The organism is Mucilaginibacter sp. 14171R-50 (assembly GCF_010093045.1).
Classification (GTDB): Bacteria; Bacteroidota; Bacteroidia; order Sphingobacteriales; family Sphingobacteriaceae; genus Mucilaginibacter.
Genome location: NZ_CP048115.1, coordinates 274,786 through 291,369, shown reverse-complemented (window position 1 = coordinate 291,369; position 16,584 = coordinate 274,786). Strand labels below are relative to the sequence as shown.

The following is a 16,584-nucleotide window of genomic DNA, read 5'->3' as shown; positions in this document are numbered from 1 at the left end:
ACCTGTTTATAGCTAATTGTTTGCAACAACGGCAGGATGGGCTCATGAAAAAGATTAACGGCTGAGACGTTACACGATCATAAAGAAAAAAGTATGCCATTGTTGCCTGTGAATTAAAAATATAGGCTTGGAATACAGCGTTTGTGGAAATCTATTAAGGATACTTCTTTACCGCTCTTTTGTTTTTTGATAGATTTGTATTCCACAGATATTTGTTGTTATGCCCGATTTTTCGCACTTACACGTACATACCCAATTCTCGTTACTTGACGGTGCCGCCGATATATCAAAGTTATACAAAAAAGCTGCTGCCGATGGCATGAAGGCCCTGGCTATTACCGATCATGGTAACATGTTTGGCGCATTCAAATTTGTGGCCGAAGCGGGTAAACACAATGTTAAACCCATTGTTGGCTGCGAATTTTATGTGGTTGAAGACCGACACATAAAACAGTTTACCAAAGAAAAAAAGGATAAGCGTTACCACCAGTTAATGCTGGCCAAAAACGCCGAAGGCTATAAAAATCTGATAAAGTTATGCTCGTTAGGGTATATGGAAGGCCTTTACAGCAAGTGGCCGCGTATTGATAAAGAACTGATATTAAAGTATCATAAAGGTATTATAGCTACCACCTGCTGCCTGGGGGCGTCGGTGCCGCAGGCCATTTTACGTGATGGTGAAGCGGCTGCCGAAATTGAATTTAAATGGTGGCTTGACCTTTTTGGCGAGGATTTTTATATTGAAATGCAGCGCCATGATATCCCCGAACAAAACACGGTGAACGCCGTGCTGATGAAATTTGCCAAAAAGTATAATGTAAAGGTTATCTGCTCAAACGATTCGCATTATGTAGATCAGCAGGATAGTAACGCGCACGACATTTTGCTGTGTGTTAACACCGGCGACTTGCAAAGCACCCCAATAGCTACCGACGAAGAAGGCGGCAAAGGTTATCGTTTCGGCTTCACTAATGACCAGTTTTACTTTAAAACGCAGGATGAGATGGGCAAGTTGTTCCATGATATTCCCGAGTCGTTAGATAATACGCAGGAAATTGTAGATAAGGTTGACGTGCTAAAGTTAAAGCGCGATATCCTGTTACCAAACTACGTTATCCCGCCCGAGTTTAAGATCCACAGTGATATGACGCCCGATGCGGACACCCTTAACCAGTGGGAATACCTGAAGCACCTTACCTTTATGGGTGCCAAAGAGCGTTATAAGGATATAAGCCCCGAGGCCGAAGAGCGCATCAATTTTGAGCTGTTCACCATCCGTACCATGGGGTTTGCCGGATACTTCCTTATTGTAGCCGACTTTATAAAGGCTGGGCGCGATATGGGCGTATTTATCGGTCCGGGCCGTGGCTCGGCGGCGGGTTCGGTAGTGGCTTATTGCACGGGTATTACCAACATCGATCCGTTGAAGTACAACCTGCTGTTCGAGCGTTTTCTTAACCCCGACCGCAAGAGCATGCCCGATATCGATACGGACTTTGACGATGCCGGCCGCCAAAAGGTGATAGATTACGTGGTTGATAAATACGGCAAAAATCAGGTAGCGCAGATCATTACCTACGGCTCAATGGCGGCGCGTACCAGTATACAGGATGTGGGGCGCGTGCTGGATATGCCGCTGTCTGATGTGAACGCGCTTAAAAAGCTGGTGCCGGAAACTTTAGGTATCAACTTAAAAACGGCTATCGAGCAGGTGCCCGAGCTACAAACCATTTACAAATCAACTGACCTTAAAGGCATAGTGCTGCGTGAGGCTGAAAAGCTGGAAGGATCGGTACGTAATACAGGCGTACACGCTGCAGGTATTATTATTGCCCCTTATGACCTTACAGAGATTGTGCCGGTGGCAACGGCAAAGGACTCCGATTTGCTGGTTACCCAGTACGACGGACGTGTGATAGAGGATGCCGGCGTAATTAAAATGGACTTTTTGGGCCTGAAAACGCTCACTATTATAAAGGATGCGTTAAGGTTGATCAAACAAAACCATAATGTCGATATCGATATAGACTATATCCCGCTGGATGATGAGGAAACTTACGCCCTTTATCAGCGCGGCGATACTAACGGTACCTTTCAGTTTGAAAGCGACGGTATGCAGATGTACCTGCGCGACCTGAAACCTGATAAGTTTGAGGATTTAATAGCCATGAACGCCCTGTACCGACCGGGCCCGATAGAATATATACCCAACTTTATTAAGCGTAAGCACGGGCTGGAACCTATTGTGTTTGACCTTGCAGATATGGAAGAATACCTGGGCGAAACCTATGGTATTACCGTATACCAGGAGCAGGTGATGCTTTTGTCGCAAAAGCTGGCTGGCTTTAGTAAGGGCGATGCCGACGTTTTGCGTAAAGCGATGGGTAAAAAGCAAATTGAGGTGCTTAACAAAATGGAAGCCCAGTTTATGGAAGGGGCTATGGCTAAAGGCCATCCCAAAGATAAGCTGACCAAAATATGGACCGACTGGAAGGCGTTTGCGCAGTACGCGTTCAATAAGTCGCACTCTACCTGTTATGCCTTTGTGGCCTACCAAACGGCTTACCTTAAAGCGCATTACCCTGCCGAATACATGGCCGCCGTATTGAACAATCAAAACAACATGGAGAAGATCACCTTCTTTATGGAAGAATGCCGCCGCATGGGCGTACAGGTTCTGGGGCCGGATATCAATGAAAGCGATATGGCCTTCACCGCTAATAAAAAAGGGGTGATACGTTTCGGGCTTACAGGTGTAAAAGGGGTAGGCGAAAAAGCTGTTGAAAGTATTATTGAAGAGCGCCGTGAACGCGGGCCTTACAAATCTATTTACGATTTTGCCCAGCGATCAAACACCCGCTCGGTTAATCGCAAAGCTTACGAGAATTTGGTTTATGGCGGTGCTTTTGATGAATTTGGACTTAACCGCGCGCAATTCTTCGCCAAAACAGAGAACGGTATTTTAAGCGGGGTTGAGCGGCTGATAAAATATGGTAACGATTACCAGAACACGCAAAGCAGTTCGCAGTCGTCGTTATTTGGAGGATCGGTGGCTTCGTATATCCCTGAACCAGCCATGCCCGAGGCCGAAGAGTGGCCGCTGATTGAAAAGCTTAAATACGAAAAGGAAGTTATAGGGATTTACTTGACCGGGCACCCGCTTGATAATTACAAACTGGAGCTTGACAAATATTGCAATACCACCATTACCGAGCTAAAGAATATCCAAAAAGCCCGCTCGGGCGAAGGCGGCGAAGAGGTGATGGAAAACCTGGCCAACCTGCGCAAGCGCGGGGAAATTTGCATAGGCGGCCTGGTAGCTAATGTGCAGCACAAAACCACAAAAATGGGTAAGCCTTTTGGCACCTTTGTTTTGGAGGATTATAACGAGAGTTACGAATTCGCCTTTTTTGGCGAAGACTATGTAAAATTCCGTAACCTGATGGTTGACGGATATTTCTTGCATATCAAAGGTAACATCGAAGAGAAGTTTAGGCAGAAGGATAACTGGGACCTGAGGGTAACTACCATGAGTCTGTTATCTGAAATGCGCGATAAACTAACCAAATCGCTGACGGTATGCCTCGACGTAAAAGCACTGAACGATCAACTGCTTGATGACCTGCTACAGGTTATCAATACCAATAACGAAAAGTACCCCGCAAAAAGCTGCCAGCTTAAATTTAAGATCCGCGACGGCGAGGAGGCCATGTATGTAGACCTGCTCTCCAAATCGCACAAGGTTAGCCCCAGCGACGACCTGATGGCGGATATTTTTACTTTAACAAACGCGCCGGCTGTTTTGATGTAGTGCCGAAATTTTTCTGTAATTTGCTGATAACAATTTAAACCATTAACCTCAAAATTACATGAAAACGAAGATCTGTTTACTAATTGCGGCACTTGCATTTGTTTTTGCTTGCCAGGCTAACACAGCAAGTGCCCAGGCAGTTAAAAAGGGAATGATAAAAGTAACTATCGTATATCCAAACGGCGAAGGCAAAACGTTCGACATGAACTATTATACCACCAAACACTTCCCGATGCTGAGACGGTTGTTTGGCGATGCCATGAAAGCGACGGCGATAGATAAAGGTATTGCAGGCGGCGCACCAGGGGCGGCAGCACCATACGCTGCAATTGGTTACCTGTACTTTGACAATATTGCTGCATTTCAGGGGGGAATGAAAAATCATGCCGCGGAGATAAGAGCCGATATCCCTAACTACACCAATATTACACCGGTGATACAGATAAGCGAGGTGGTTGAATAACACGTTATCCACACCAAAAGTAACCATCCAATTAATTGCAACTATAAAGGGTTTGTAATTACGGCAGGTGTTGATAATATAATTGTCACATTGTCATGCACCCAGTTGTGGCAAGCTATTTGAATACTATATATTTGTACGACAAAATTTAAAAAATAGAAATCATGGCTTTAGAAATAACTGATGCAAACTTTGACGAACTTGTATTAAAATCAGATAAACCGGTACTGATTGACTTTTGGGCAGAATGGTGTGGCCCATGTAGAATGGTAGGCCCGGTAGTTGAAGAACTTGCTAAAGACTACGAAGGCAAAGCTGTTGTAGGTAAAGTAAACGTAGATAACAACCCCGGCATATCGATGAAATATGGTATCCGTAACATCCCTGCTTTATTATATTTTAAAGGGGGCGAAATTGTTGACAAACAAATTGGCGCTGTACCAAAATCAGTACTTGCAGATAAGTTAGCTAAGCAATTAGCATAACATCATCATATAAATGAGAAGCCTCCCGGATTATCCGGGAGGCTTTTTTTGTGGACATTCGTCCCTTATCTTCGTCTATTTATTTTTATTAAAAGAATTACATCCTGCTAACGCTGCCGCTGCCTGCTTTGGAGCTGGAAATGTTCTTGGCAGAGCCGGTGTAATGTACATCGCCCGAACCTACAACAGAGGCATCTATCTTATCGTTAGCATTTACCCTTGCATCGCCTGAACCTGCAACCTTAACTCTGGTATTGGTTGTCACTAAGTTCGACCCGGTAAAATCGCCCGAGCCTACTACGCTAACTGTTGAGTTATCAGCACGGCCTGATAAAGTTATATCGCCTGAGCCGCCAATGCTGCTTTCCAGTTCTTTTACATCAACTTTACCGCTTATATCACCAGAGCCGGTTAGCTTTATTTTTAACGATGGCGCTCTTAAGCCCTCTTTAAAGAATACATCGCCTGAACCTGCAAGGCTTACGGCATTTACATCCTTAATGGCGACGTAAACGATCATTTTTTTATTGCCTGTCCAGTTCCAGTTAGTACCTTCTTTAGTGTGGATCATTAATACACCGCCTTTTACTTCGGTGATGATGCGGTCGATAATATCCGCCGGTGCGTCTACTTTAACCGACTCGGTTGAGCCTTGGGTAATGTATACATCGTACGAACCTGCAACGCTCACGGCGTTAAATCCGGTTAAGTGGCGATCTTGCGTATCAGCTTTGGCAATGCTTGTGGCTGCTACCATTAAGCCTGCAATAATTAATGTCTTTAGTGTTCTCATGGGGTTTGGTTTTAGTATTGTTTTACTATTAGACGCACCTTGTAACACGTTAGTTGCACGTTTTTCAAAATAAATTCAAACCGTCGTTGTGAGCGTAGCGTGGCAATCTTCGATAGAAAAGTGGGCGACAAGTGTGTAAGGAATTGCTTCGTTCCTGGTAATTACTCCTTTAATTCACCAATACGCCTATATAATAATTAAAGGTGTCAACCTCAATGTTGTCTTTGGTAGCGCCCTCAATATTAACCGGTGTATAGCGTGTTTTTGGGGTGATAAACTTATATTGTCCTCCTTTAATACGTACCCTTACCGGCATATTAAACTCGCGCACATCAGCTATCCACTTACACATCAGTTTGCCGTTAATGGTCATAAAATCAAGCGTTGGGATATTGGCGTGCCTTAAATATTGATCGAATACAGGCGTTAAATTCTTGCCGCTTTGTTCGTTAATGTAGCCTACGATCTGCTCGTGGGTAACGGTTTGGTGATAGAATGTTTTATTTAACCCACGCAGTATACCGCGCCATTTTTCATCATCGTTAATAATGGTGCGGATCATATTGAGCAGGTTGCCGCCCTTGTAATACATATCGCCCGAGCCTTCTTTGTTAACATTATACGGACCGATAATCGGGCGGTCGTTCTGGATATTCATTCGGGTGCCGTGTACGTACTCCTGACCGGCCTGCTTGCCCCAATTATCTTCAATAAATAACGATTCGCTGTAATTGGTGAATCCTTCATGTATCCACATATCGGCAAGGTCTTTTGAGGTGATGTTGTTGGCAAACCATTCGTGGCCGCTCTCATGCACTACTATAAAATCCCACTTTAAGCCCCAGCCGGTACCCGATAGATCGCGGCCCAGGTAGCCATTTTGGTAATGGTTGCCATAGGCGGTTCCGCTTTGGTGTTCCATACCCAAATGGTGTGTTTCTATCAGCTTATAGCCGTCTTCGTAAAACGGGTATGGCCCAAACCAATGCTCAAAGGCTTTTAACATGGGTTTGGTGTTGGCCCCCCACTGTTTTTTTGCTTTCTCCAGGTTGTAGCTTAGCGGCCAAAAATCAAGTGTTAGCTTGCCCTTTTCGCCCATGTAGGTATCGCTGTAATGCACGTAATCGCCAATGTTGGCTTCTATGTTATAGTTGTTGATAGGGTTTGCCACAAACCAATCGAAGCGGGTGTAGCCATCCTTTAACTTGGTAACCTTACGCAGGCGGCCGTTACTTACATCTTTCAACCCATTTGGTACGCTGATGCTAATGAGGGCGCTGTCCACCTCGTCGGCCTGGTGATCTTTTGTGGGCCACCACACACTGGCACCCATCCCCTGGCAAGCGGTTGAAACCCATTTATGCCCAAGCGAATCTACATTGTACTCGATACCGCCATCCCATGGCGCGCGTTTGGCAATGGTTGGGTTGCCTGAATAATACACGGTAAACTCCTCCTTGCTGCCACTTTTGATGGTTTGCGGGAAGGTTACAAACACCGCGTTAAACTCGCGGGTATAAGGTACTTCCTTACCTTTGTAAACTACCTTTTCCACCTTCATATTGGCAAACAGGTCGAACTGCAGTTTGGTAAAATCCTGTGTAGCGGTGTATTTAAAAAGCACATTGCCGCTGATGAATTTGTTATCGATATCAAACTTCACATCAAGGTGATAATAGTTAATATCGTAACAGGTGCGCAGCGGCGTAAGCATTCCCCGCAAAGTATCGGCACGGATAAAGGTTTCTTTTTGCGCGCCAAGCTGGGCGTGAGCAGTAAAACCGCTTAGAACCAGGAGAGCGAATATGCGTAATTTCATTTTTTATTTTTCAATTTCTAAATAAGTAATTGCAGCGTAGGTCCAACGCCCTTTCCTTCCCGCCCCTCGCAATTACAGGCGGGGATTTTCATGATCGCGATCTATTACTTCAAAACCTCCACATCAATAAAACTATCGTTAAACACGGTATGCGTAGCTTTTTGGTAATCGCTTTCGCTGGCCTTGTAAGGGTTCTCTACAAACTTTTGCGGGTTACGCGCATACAGCGGGAACGATGTACTTTGTACTTGTATCATTATACGGTGGCCTTTTTTAAAGGTATGCAACACATCCTGCAGGCGGAAGTTCACATCTGTTTTTTGGTTGGCGACCATCGGCACCGGCTTTTCAAAGCCATCGCGGAAACGTGCCGGCATGATCTCTGAACGAACCATTTGCTGGTAATTGCTCAGGATGATGTTTTTGTTCGGCATGTAAGGGTTGTTCTTTTCGTCCGGCGGGTAAACGTCAATGAGTTTTACTATCCAGTCGGCATCGGTACCTGTGGTAGCTACTTTAAGGTTTGCCATGATCTCGCCGCCCAGGGTAACGTCGTCAGCTAAAACATCGGTCTGGTAAACCAGCACATCCGTACGGCGGCCTGCAAAACGCTGATCCTCGCTCATGTAGTTATGAGGCGTAAAGCCCATAGTGGTGGTATTGTCCTCGGTGTAAGGTACCGGTTTCATCGGGTCGCTTACAAAACTTGTGCTGCCCGGTGCAGATGGCTGGGTCGAAGCCAGTTTACCATCGTTGCTTAAATAAAACTTCATGTGTGTAGCCTCTGCAGCAGGCCATTTATCAAATGTTTGCCATTCCTTTTTACCGGTGTTGTACATGTAAGCCTCTGGTAAGCCCGAGTTTTTATCGCCATTACCTTTCAGGAAGTGGTTAAAGAATTTCTGCTCGATATTTTTTTGATAAAAGGTTGCTATGCTATCGCCAAAGTAAATGTTGCTGTGCATGGTGTGCCCTGTCTCGCGCGACCACCTACCATGCCCAAACGGGCCCATCACAATGGTATTATACGCGTTAGGGTCTTTCTTTTCGATGGTTTTGTAAATAGCCAGCGGGCCTGTAAGATCTTCGGCATCAAACCAGCCGCCTACCAGCATTACAGCCGGCTTTACTTTATTGTAGTGTTTCAGCAGTCCGCGTTTTTGCCAAAATTCGTCGTAGTTGGGGTGATTAATGGTTTCCTGCCAAAAAAAGTTGTCTTTATAATATTTGTCGGCATTGCTAAGCGGACCAAGGTCAAGCAAAAACTGGTAGCCGTCGCGGGTGCCGGGGTTAAACATGGTGTTTTGGTACCACGCCTTGCTGGTAGTGTCTGTTTTTTGCACCCCAAAAACCGGGAATGTAAAAAAGTAGCTTTCTATGAAAGCACCGTTGTGATGAAAATCGTCAAAAAAGAAATCGGAAATGGGCGCCTGAGGTGATGAAGCCTTTAATGCGGGATGATTGCTAAGGATGCCGGCAGCCGTGTAAAAGCCCGGATAGCTAATGCCCCATTGGCCAACTTTACCATTATTACCGGTCACGTTTTTTATCAGCCAGTCGATGGTATCGTAAGTGTCAGAGCCTTCGTCTACATCCTTTTTGCTTTTTTTATTGTCGATAGCCGGCGTCATATTGGTCCAGGTGCCTTCGCTTTTGTAGCGGCCGCGCACATCCTGGTACACAAAAATGTATCCTTCCTGCATCATATATTTCGAGGGGCCCAACTGGCCGGGGTATTTGGTTTCGCCATAAGGCGCAATGCTGTAGCAGGTGCGCTGCATCATAATGGGATATTTTTTATTTTTTGATGCATCGTTTGGCGTGTAGATAGAGGTAAAAAGCTTTACCCCATCGCGCATGGTGATGTATACATCCCTTTTGGTGTAATGCTCTTTAACGTAGTTGCTTTGTGCAAATAACGAACTGCAAGCCACAGCCATTACAATTAATAATGCGGAGAGTTTTTTCATGATGGTCAGTATTTGAGTGATGGCGTAATTTACTAAGTATATTGCAAAAATGCTAAGCGTGATAAGAGTGTTACAAAGGCGACGATTTTCTGAACCATGATTTGCTTGATTTAAGGATTAATAGGATTTCTTCACTTGACTAAGTGAGTAAAATTGGTACATTGCTTAATGAAACATGCGGACTTGACGCAGAAAATTATTGGTTGTGCAATGAAAGTACATGGTGTTTTGGGTAATGGCTTTCAAGAAGTAATTTATCAGCGTGCGCTGGCAATCGAGCTATCAAAAGCCGACTTGGCATACGCGAGGGAACTCGACATGGTTATCTATTACGATGGTATTGATCTTGAGGCGCGCAGGGTTGATTTTTTTATTGAAGACGCCATTATGGTTGAACTAAAAGCAATTATCCAATTAGAAGAAGTCCATTTAGCACAGGCGATGAATTATCTTGAAGCTTATAATATAGAAATAGGCTTGCTAATAAATTTTGGATCAAAAAGTTTGCAATTCAAACGCGTCCACAGTAACAAAATGGCCTAAGGGAAAATCAAGCAATCATATAATCAAGCAAATCAAGGTTCAGACAATTGCGCAGGTAACACCATGGTTAGTTGGAAAAGATCAAACAATACATATTATAATCAATTCATTTCTAAATCCCCTTTGTCAACCCCACCACATTTAATAAATTACCTATTTATAAGCCTGCAAACATTCCTTAACTTTGACCACCAAAATACACTGCTATGCAATATGATGTTATCGTTATAGGTTCTGGTCCGGGTGGTTATGTGGCGGCTATCCGCTGCGCCCAATTGGGTATGAAAACCGCCATTATAGAAAAATACAACACCCTTGGCGGTACCTGCCTTAACGTGGGTTGTATCCCCTCGAAGGCGCTGTTAGATTCATCCGAACATTACCATAACGCTGCCCATGCCTTCGCTGCGCATGGTATAAAACTGGATAACCTGGGTGTTGATTTTGGCCAGATGATTAAACGCAAACAGGAAGTTGTTGATGCCAATACCAGCGGTATCACCTACCTGATGAAGAAGAACAAGATTGACGTACACGTAGGTGTAGGGTCGTTTAAAGATAAAAATACCATTATTGTTACAGCTGCTGACGGTAAAACCACTGAGCTAACCACCGAAAAGGTGATCATTGCCACTGGTTCAAAACCGTCAAGCCTGCCTTTCCTGAAGATCGATAAAAAACGTATTATCACTTCAACCGAGGCTTTAACCCTTACCGAGATACCAAAGCACCTGATACTGATAGGCGGTGGTGTTATTGGTTTGGAACTGGGGTCGGTTTACGCGCGTTTGGGCGCCAAGGTATCGGTAATTGAATATATGGACAGCATTATCCCCACGATGGATAAAGCGCTTGGCCGGGAGCTGCAAAAAGTGTTGAAAAAACTGGGCATGGAGTTTTACCTGGGTCATAAAGTTACAGGCGCTACTGCCAAAGGCAAAGAAGTTACCGTTACATTTGATAACCCCAAAGGCGAAAAACAAGAGCTTAAAGGCGACTACTGTATGGTTGCTGTAGGCCGTGTTGCTTATACTGATGGGCTTGGCCTTGACAAAATAGGCATCACCGTTGAAGAGCGTGGCCGTAAAATTACGGTTGACGAGCACCTTGAAACCAGCGTTAAAGGTGTTTACGCCATTGGCGACGTAATTAAAGGCGCTATGCTTGCCCACAAGGCCGAAGATGAAGGCACCTTTGTTGCCGAGCTGATTGCCGGACAGAAGCCACACATTAACTATAACCTGATACCTGGTGTTGTTTATACCTGGCCTGAAGTTGCCGCCGTTGGTTATACCGAGGAGCAACTGAAAGAAGCAGGTACAAAATATAAAGTAGGGTCGTTCCCGTTCAAGGCGAGTGGCCGTGCCCGTGCCAGCGGCGACCTGGATGGGTTTGTAAAAGTTTTGGCTGATGCCGCTACCGACGAAATTTTAGGTGTGCACATGATTGGTCCGCGCGCTGCCGATATGATCGCCGAGGCGGTTATCGCTATGGAGTTCCGCGCCAGTGCCGAGGATGTAACCCGTGCCAGCCACGCCCACCCAACCTACACCGAAGCCATGCGTGAAGCCTGCTTAGCGGCTACGGAGAATAGGGCTATACATATTTAAGAAGTTTGCAGTTGGCGGTGTAGTTTGCAAGCTGCCCTGCCAACTGCAAACTTTTAACTGCCAACTAAATGCAAGTCCTTAGCAACATCGGTATCATTATCCTTACCATCGCTACCATGGAGTTGCTCTCCTGGGCGATGCATAAGTATCTGTTTCACGGGCCGCTTTGGTTTATCCATAAAACACACCATCAGCAGCGCCACGGCTGGTTCGAGCTCAATGATTTGTTCAGTATTGGCTTCGCGGCGCTTGCCTTATGGCTGATGTGGGTAGGGCATATCGATTTAAATTACCGCTTTTGGATAGGTGCCGGCATCAGTACCTACGGCTGCATTTACTTCATCTTCCACGATTGGTTTATTCATAACCGATTTAAGGCCTTCAAAAGCAATAACCGTTACTTATCCGCCATCCGCCGGGCGCATAAAATACACCATAAATCAACTGAGAAGCTTCCTTCGGAAGAATTTGGGTTGTTGGTAGTAGGGAAGAAGTGGTTTAGATAATTCCGGCACGTCATTGCGAGCGTAGCGCGGCAATCTTCTACATGCTTGTGGCCAGCTTTTCTTTTGAAGATAGCTTCGTACCTTGCAATGACGATTTCAATTAAAATTCCGAAATTCGCCACCATTCCAATTCATCGTCCCATGCTGCAAATACAGGAAAACGTATCGCTAAAAAAATTCAACACGTTTGGTATTGATGCCAATGCCCGCTACTTTGCCGAAATAAGCCATGAGGACGAGTTGATCGAGCTTTTTGCCGACCCGCAATGGGCGCACATGAACCGGCTGGTTGTTGGCGGCGGCAGCAATATGCTGCTGGTAAAGGATTTTGAAGGGCTGGTTATCCGCATGAATATTCGCGGGATAGAGCACCGCATCAGTCACGATGATGTTTTTGTGGAGGTTGGCGCCGGTGAGGTTTGGAACGACCTGGTGAACTTTTGTGTTGACCGCAACTATGCCGGTATGGAAAATCTGAGTTTGATACCGGGTTCGGTAGGGGCGTCGCCCATACAAAATATTGGCGCTTACGGGGTAGAACTGAAGGATGTTTTTGCAAGCTGCCGCGCGTTTGAAATAGCTACAGGCACTTTCCGCACGTTTACTAAAGAGGATTGTAAATTCGGCTACCGCGAAAGTGTGTTCAAATCAGAACTGGCAGGGCAGTATATTATTGTATCGGTAAAGTTCCACCTGTCGCTTAAACCTAACATCAATTTAAAATATGGTGCTATAGAGCAGGAACTGGCCAACCGTGGCATCAGTAACCCTACTATCGAGGATGTATCGAAAGTAGTGTCGCATATCCGGGTATCTAAATTACCCGACCCTTCAACTATTGGCAATGCAGGTAGTTTTTTTAAAAACCCGGTTATCGGCGATGTGCAGTTCCGCCTGCTGCAGGGGCAATTTCCTGACGTAGTTAATTATCCCGCAGGCGAGGGGTTGCACAAACTGGCCGCCGGATGGCTGATAGAACAATGCGGCTGGAAGGGAAAAACCGTTGGAAACACCGGCACCTGGAAGAACCAGGCCCTGGTTTTAGTTAACCACGGCGGGGCAACGGGCGAAGAAGTGTACAGTCTTTCGTCGCAAATCATAGACAGTGTGTACACTAAATTTGGCGTTACCCTACAACGCGAGGTGAATATTATAAGTTAATTAACTTAATTAAGAATATAATTTTGCACGTTACTCATCTACAGTCAGTTAAGTAAACAATTGTTTTAGAAATTTAAAATAGTTTACATAACAACTACGTTTGGTTTATTTTAGCTGTAAAAATCTTAATAACAAGCATTTAACTATATAAAATAAACCATTGTCATTTTCCTACCGGTGTTTCGCATCTGGCTCAAGGCTTATCTTATTCCGAATGACTTTCTATAAGTGGTATCATGTTTGCCTACTACTCAATACAAAACATTAACAGAATGACAAAGATTGAGTTTAACACCCTTGTATTACGTCAGGCGACTTCGCTAAGGTCATACGCCTTACACTTTACCCACGACGCAGATGATGCTAACGACCTTGTTCAGGATACAATGTTGAAAGCTATAACTTACTACAACAAGTTTAAAGAAGGCACCAATTTAAAAGGATGGTTATATACCATCATGAAAAACACCTTCATCAATAACTATCGCCGTTTTGTTAAAATGAGCACTTTTGTTACCAAAAGCGATGAGATATCATCTCCGAACCTGGTATTCAGCTCTACCAAAAACCAGGGCGAAGCTAAGTTTGTTATGGACGATATAAAACGCGCTTTAGACAGGTTGCCATCAGATTACTACGTGCCATTCACCATGTACTTTGAGGGCCACAAATACCATGAGATAGCCGACCATTTAACCATACCTATTGGTACTGTTAAAACCCGCATCCACGTAGCCCGCAAATTGCTTAAAAAGAATTTGAAAGCTTACGACAATGGTATTGCAAAACCGGTATATGCCGAAAACTAAAATAAACTCAACATATATATAGAAAACCTGCCTTCGGGCGGGTTTTTTTGTTTCACCGTGCGTCATTGCGAGGTACGAAGCAATCTTCGATAGAAAAGTTGGCGTATTTGCATGTCGAAGATTGCCACGCTACGCTCGCAATGACGCCACGTTTGAGGATTACGACAGCTTCCCCACAGCTGTAAACTTTTCAAAAACGGTTTCGGTATGCGGCGCATCCGGCAGTTCATCGGTCAGGTCCTGGCCGGCCCAATGCTCGTAATGCTTACCATTTCGCCAAAGGCGGCTCTCGGTCACATCGTAGATAATACCTCTGTAAGCTACCCATATCTGGGGCTTATCCTGCCCGTTACGCAGCGCCAGTTGAAATTTGGTATATTCAGGCAGGTCCGGCGTCATTAGGCAAGGGTTTTACGGTTCTTAAAATATTCAAAAGAACCTACATTCATCAGCAATAAGGCCATACTGTAAAAATGGTCCTCAAACGGGATGGTGCCTACCCTTACGCCCATATTTTGTGCATTGTTATAAAGCACAACCGGTATGGCCGTTAGTAAGCCGTTAACAATATAGAAGGGGATAAGCGATACGGCGAATGCTACGTAAAACCTGTTTAGCCAATCAACTTTAAAAAGATATAATAACAGTGCAAGCAATACTGCAAGCAGGCCAAAGGTTATTGCTGTGTATAACCGGGTATAGTTAGCAACCAATAAAGCTACAGCCATACCGATAAGTAAATTAGATATTACCCTTGCCAAAACCGGGCTTGGCTGCCATTTAACATAGTAATTTAAACAGGCGTAAATAAAAATACAGGCAAAGGGCACCGTTAAAAAAAATAGGATTTCTTCCAGCGGCAGGCCCAGCAATTTTATGCCGACAATATATTCATCGTTAAACGACCAAACGCCGTGAATGGTGAATAGCACATCCCAAAACAAAAACAGCAAACCAGTTATTCCCATCCCGGGCCATATAAATTTCCAGTTTTTGGCGAAAGCCACCCGCTTATCAAACGACAGCACCACCGGAAAAAATACAGTAAGCGCATTGATGATAAGATAGGTGTATTTCATTTACAGGGAAGCTAAATGCTGTGATAGTTTGATTTGCTCGGCAGGGGAGCATCTTTTTGAATCGAGCAGAAAGGTGACGATGGTTTTAACGAGTGTTTCATCTGCCGGGGAAGAATGTTTCCGGTCTAACTGTTTGATGATCTCCTCCCTGTCGGCCACCAGGTTTTTAGTATAGCCCAAAAATCCGGGTACATTATGCTCTACCGAAAACCGCATAAAACGTATCTCGATATTATGCGGATCGCCGAATACAGCTTTGGCAAACGTTTTTTCGGCATCGCTCAGATATTTCAGTTTATAATAAGGGTTCCAGGTATGCTTTGCTTTTAAAGCCTGTAAAGTGCCTATGTATCCGTTAATAAGCGCTGTAGGGTTTTTAATTGCCGTTAATTTACGATACAGCGAATCGGTTACCTTTCCGTTATTGATAGCGTTAACCAGTAGCTTACGTATTACCTGCGGGCTATGCTCGTCGGGGTGCGTGGGGGCGCCATTACTTTTGTAAAGCGGCGAAAACAACAGTAGTATCGCGGTAAATAATATATATTTTGATCTTAAAAGCATTGGACGATCGGCGAAGTAAAGCCTAAATTATATTTAGTTTTTGGTGCAGCCTGGCCTTAAAGTACAAGCCGAGTTTTTGCGTATCAGAAACCCTTATCCGCTTCTGCATAACAGTTAGAGCGGCGGTTGCCTTTATTTTTTTAAAAAGCTGCAGGTAATATATATAAGCCACGTATACGCCCAGCCTGCTGCCTTTAGGCAAAAGCTTTATGCCCTCAAATGCATCGTCAAAATCTCTTTTTATGTCGGTTTCTATCACTTTTTTATCTGCTTCGGTAAAATTTGTAAAATCCACTTCTGGGAAATAGGTACGTCCGCGGTCTTCATAGTCTGACTTAATATCCCTTAAAAAGTTTATTTTTTGAAACGCCGAGCCTAAACTTTGTGCTTTAGGCACCAGTTTACTGTACAGCTCTGCATCGTTTTCACAAAAAACGCGCAGGCACATTAATCCTATAACCTCGGCCGAGCCATAAATGTATTTTTTATAACCGTCCTCGTCATACGCAGTTTTATCAAGGTCCATTTTCATGGAGGTTAAAAAAGCTTCTATCAATTCTTTTTCGATATGATAATGGTTAACCACCTGCTGAAACGACTGTAACACGGGATTGGTGCTGATACCGCGGTCAATAGCTTTAAAGGTTTCCTCCTTAAACTCATCTATCAGGCTGCGCTGGTCGTGCCCGTAAAAAGTATCCACAATTTCATCCGCATAGCGTACAAAACCGTAAATAGCGTAAATCGGGTACCTGAGCCGTTTATCGAAAGCCTTAATGCCTGTACTAAACGAAGTACTGTATTTGGTGGTAATTAGCTTACTGCATTCAAAACACGTTTTATCGAACAGGTTCATCAATCAAATGTACAAAATGAATGCTGTATTGTTTCAGCCCCCTCTAAATCTCCCGATAGGGAAGACTTTTTTTCACTCCCTCTCCGAAGGAGAGGGTTGGGGTGAGGCTTTTTTG

The 16,584-nt window shown here is 44.5% G+C and carries 15 protein-coding genes; 8 read left to right on the top strand and 7 right to left on the bottom strand.

Going from position 1 to position 16,584, the window contains the following annotated elements:
* Positions 1 to 220 precede the first annotated feature (220 nt).
* From dnaE to trxA, 3 genes are all read left to right on the top strand, one after another.
* The gene (dnaE, locus tag GWR56_RS01290) at positions 221 to 3,811 is read left to right on the top strand and encodes a DNA polymerase III subunit alpha (protein ID WP_162429390.1); all 3,591 of its coding nucleotides are present in this window, start codon (positions 221 to 223) and stop codon (positions 3,809 to 3,811) included.
* Between the two features lie 58 nt (positions 3,812 to 3,869).
* A complete protein-coding gene (locus GWR56_RS01285; protein WP_202925360.1) occupies positions 3,870 to 4,274 on the top strand; it encodes an EthD family reductase in 405 nt (134 codons plus the stop codon).
* A 164-nt stretch (positions 4,275 to 4,438) separates the two neighbouring features.
* On the top strand, positions 4,439 to 4,759 hold the full coding sequence (gene trxA, locus GWR56_RS01280) for a thioredoxin (protein ID WP_129876852.1): 321 nt from the start codon (positions 4,439 to 4,441) through the stop codon (positions 4,757 to 4,759).
* Between the two features lie 97 nt (positions 4,760 to 4,856).
* Here the strand turns inward: trxA and GWR56_RS01275 are convergent, their stop codons facing one another.
* From GWR56_RS01275 to GWR56_RS01265, 3 genes are all read right to left on the bottom strand, one after another.
* Complete coding sequence (locus GWR56_RS01275) at positions 4,857 to 5,552, bottom strand: head GIN domain-containing protein (protein ID WP_162429389.1); 696 nt, start codon at positions 5,550 to 5,552, stop codon at positions 4,857 to 4,859.
* 169 nt (positions 5,553 to 5,721) lie between these two features.
* Positions 5,722 to 7,371 (bottom strand): M1 family metallopeptidase, encoded by a 1,650-nt coding sequence (locus GWR56_RS01270; protein ID WP_162429388.1) that lies wholly within the window; start codon positions 7,369 to 7,371, stop codon positions 5,722 to 5,724.
* Positions 7,372 to 7,475: 104 nt separating this feature from the next.
* Complete coding sequence (locus tag GWR56_RS01265) at positions 7,476 to 9,341, bottom strand: CocE/NonD family hydrolase (RefSeq protein WP_162429387.1); 1,866 nt, start codon at positions 9,339 to 9,341, stop codon at positions 7,476 to 7,478.
* 168 nt (positions 9,342 to 9,509) lie between these two features.
* Between GWR56_RS01265 and GWR56_RS01260 the strand changes: the two genes are divergently transcribed.
* The 5 genes from GWR56_RS01260 to GWR56_RS01240 all read left to right on the top strand — a co-directional run bounded on the left by GWR56_RS01260 (position 9,510) and on the right by GWR56_RS01240 (position 13,970).
* Entirely contained in the window at positions 9,510 to 9,884 is a 375-nt protein-coding gene (locus tag GWR56_RS01260; protein WP_162429386.1) for a GxxExxY protein, read from the top strand.
* 206 nt (positions 9,885 to 10,090) lie between these two features.
* The gene (gene lpdA, locus GWR56_RS01255) at positions 10,091 to 11,494 is read left to right on the top strand and encodes a dihydrolipoyl dehydrogenase (RefSeq protein WP_162429385.1); all 1,404 of its coding nucleotides are present in this window, start codon (positions 10,091 to 10,093) and stop codon (positions 11,492 to 11,494) included.
* Between the two features lie 68 nt (positions 11,495 to 11,562).
* On the top strand, positions 11,563 to 12,000 hold the full coding sequence (locus GWR56_RS01250; protein ID WP_162429384.1) for a sterol desaturase family protein: 438 nt from the start codon (positions 11,563 to 11,565) through the stop codon (positions 11,998 to 12,000).
* A gap of 141 nt (positions 12,001 to 12,141) precedes the next feature.
* The gene (murB, locus tag GWR56_RS01245; RefSeq protein WP_162429383.1) at positions 12,142 to 13,161 is read left to right on the top strand and encodes a UDP-N-acetylmuramate dehydrogenase; all 1,020 of its coding nucleotides are present in this window, start codon (positions 12,142 to 12,144) and stop codon (positions 13,159 to 13,161) included.
* A 272-nt stretch (positions 13,162 to 13,433) separates the two neighbouring features.
* Positions 13,434 to 13,970, top strand: coding sequence for an RNA polymerase sigma factor (locus GWR56_RS01240; RefSeq protein WP_162429382.1), 537 nt, complete (start codon positions 13,434 to 13,436; stop codon positions 13,968 to 13,970).
* Positions 13,971 to 14,129: 159 nt separating this feature from the next.
* On the opposite strand, the gene GWR56_RS01235 is transcribed toward GWR56_RS01240, so the two are convergent.
* Genes GWR56_RS01235 through GWR56_RS01220 form a run of 4 tightly spaced genes read right to left on the bottom strand, consistent with a single transcriptional unit; the run spans position 14,130 to position 16,469 of the window.
* On the bottom strand, positions 14,130 to 14,369 hold the full coding sequence (locus GWR56_RS01235; RefSeq protein WP_162429381.1) for a cytochrome b5 domain-containing protein: 240 nt from the start codon (positions 14,367 to 14,369) through the stop codon (positions 14,130 to 14,132).
* Entirely contained in the window at positions 14,369 to 15,049 is a 681-nt protein-coding gene (locus tag GWR56_RS01230) for a lycopene cyclase domain-containing protein (protein ID WP_162429380.1), read from the bottom strand. The genes GWR56_RS01235 and GWR56_RS01230 overlap by 1 nt, the downstream gene beginning before the upstream one ends.
* Positions 15,050 to 15,613, bottom strand: coding sequence for a hypothetical protein (locus tag GWR56_RS01225; RefSeq protein ID WP_162429379.1), 564 nt, complete (start codon positions 15,611 to 15,613; stop codon positions 15,050 to 15,052).
* A gap of 22 nt (positions 15,614 to 15,635) precedes the next feature.
* Positions 15,636 to 16,469, bottom strand: a complete 834-nt coding sequence (locus GWR56_RS01220) for a phytoene/squalene synthase family protein (RefSeq protein ID WP_162429378.1) — start codon at positions 16,467 to 16,469, stop codon at positions 15,636 to 15,638.
* Positions 16,470 to 16,584: the final 115 nt, after the last annotated feature.

Excerpts from the sequence above, each read along its gene's own strand:
- dnaE (WP_162429390.1), top strand. The coding sequence starts at position 221 with ATGCCCGATTTTTCGCACTTACACGTACATACCCAATTCTCGTTACTT.
- GWR56_RS01285 (WP_202925360.1), top strand. The coding sequence starts at position 3,870 with ATGAAAACGAAGATCTGTTTACTAATTGCGGCACTTGCATTTGTTTTT.
- trxA (WP_129876852.1), top strand. The coding sequence starts at position 4,439 with ATGGCTTTAGAAATAACTGATGCAAACTTTGACGAACTTGTATTAAAA.
- GWR56_RS01275 (WP_162429389.1), bottom strand. The coding sequence starts at position 5,552 with ATGAGAACACTAAAGACATTAATTATTGCAGGCTTAATGGTAGCAGCC.
- GWR56_RS01270 (WP_162429388.1), bottom strand. The coding sequence starts at position 7,371 with ATGAAATTACGCATATTCGCTCTCCTGGTTCTAAGCGGTTTTACTGCT.
- GWR56_RS01265 (WP_162429387.1), bottom strand. The coding sequence starts at position 9,341 with ATGAAAAAACTCTCCGCATTATTAATTGTAATGGCTGTGGCTTGCAGT.
- GWR56_RS01260 (WP_162429386.1), top strand. The coding sequence starts at position 9,510 with ATGAAACATGCGGACTTGACGCAGAAAATTATTGGTTGTGCAATGAAA.
- lpdA (WP_162429385.1), top strand. The coding sequence starts at position 10,091 with ATGCAATATGATGTTATCGTTATAGGTTCTGGTCCGGGTGGTTATGTG.
- GWR56_RS01250 (WP_162429384.1), top strand. The coding sequence starts at position 11,563 with ATGCAAGTCCTTAGCAACATCGGTATCATTATCCTTACCATCGCTACC.
- murB (WP_162429383.1), top strand. The coding sequence starts at position 12,142 with ATGCTGCAAATACAGGAAAACGTATCGCTAAAAAAATTCAACACGTTT.
- GWR56_RS01240 (WP_162429382.1), top strand. The coding sequence starts at position 13,434 with ATGACAAAGATTGAGTTTAACACCCTTGTATTACGTCAGGCGACTTCG.
- GWR56_RS01235 (WP_162429381.1), bottom strand. The coding sequence starts at position 14,369 with ATGACGCCGGACCTGCCTGAATATACCAAATTTCAACTGGCGCTGCGT.
- GWR56_RS01230 (WP_162429380.1), bottom strand. The coding sequence starts at position 15,049 with ATGAAATACACCTATCTTATCATCAATGCGCTTACTGTATTTTTTCCG.
- GWR56_RS01225 (WP_162429379.1), bottom strand. The coding sequence starts at position 15,613 with ATGCTTTTAAGATCAAAATATATATTATTTACCGCGATACTACTGTTG.
- GWR56_RS01220 (WP_162429378.1), bottom strand. The coding sequence starts at position 16,469 with ATGAACCTGTTCGATAAAACGTGTTTTGAATGCAGTAAGCTAATTACC.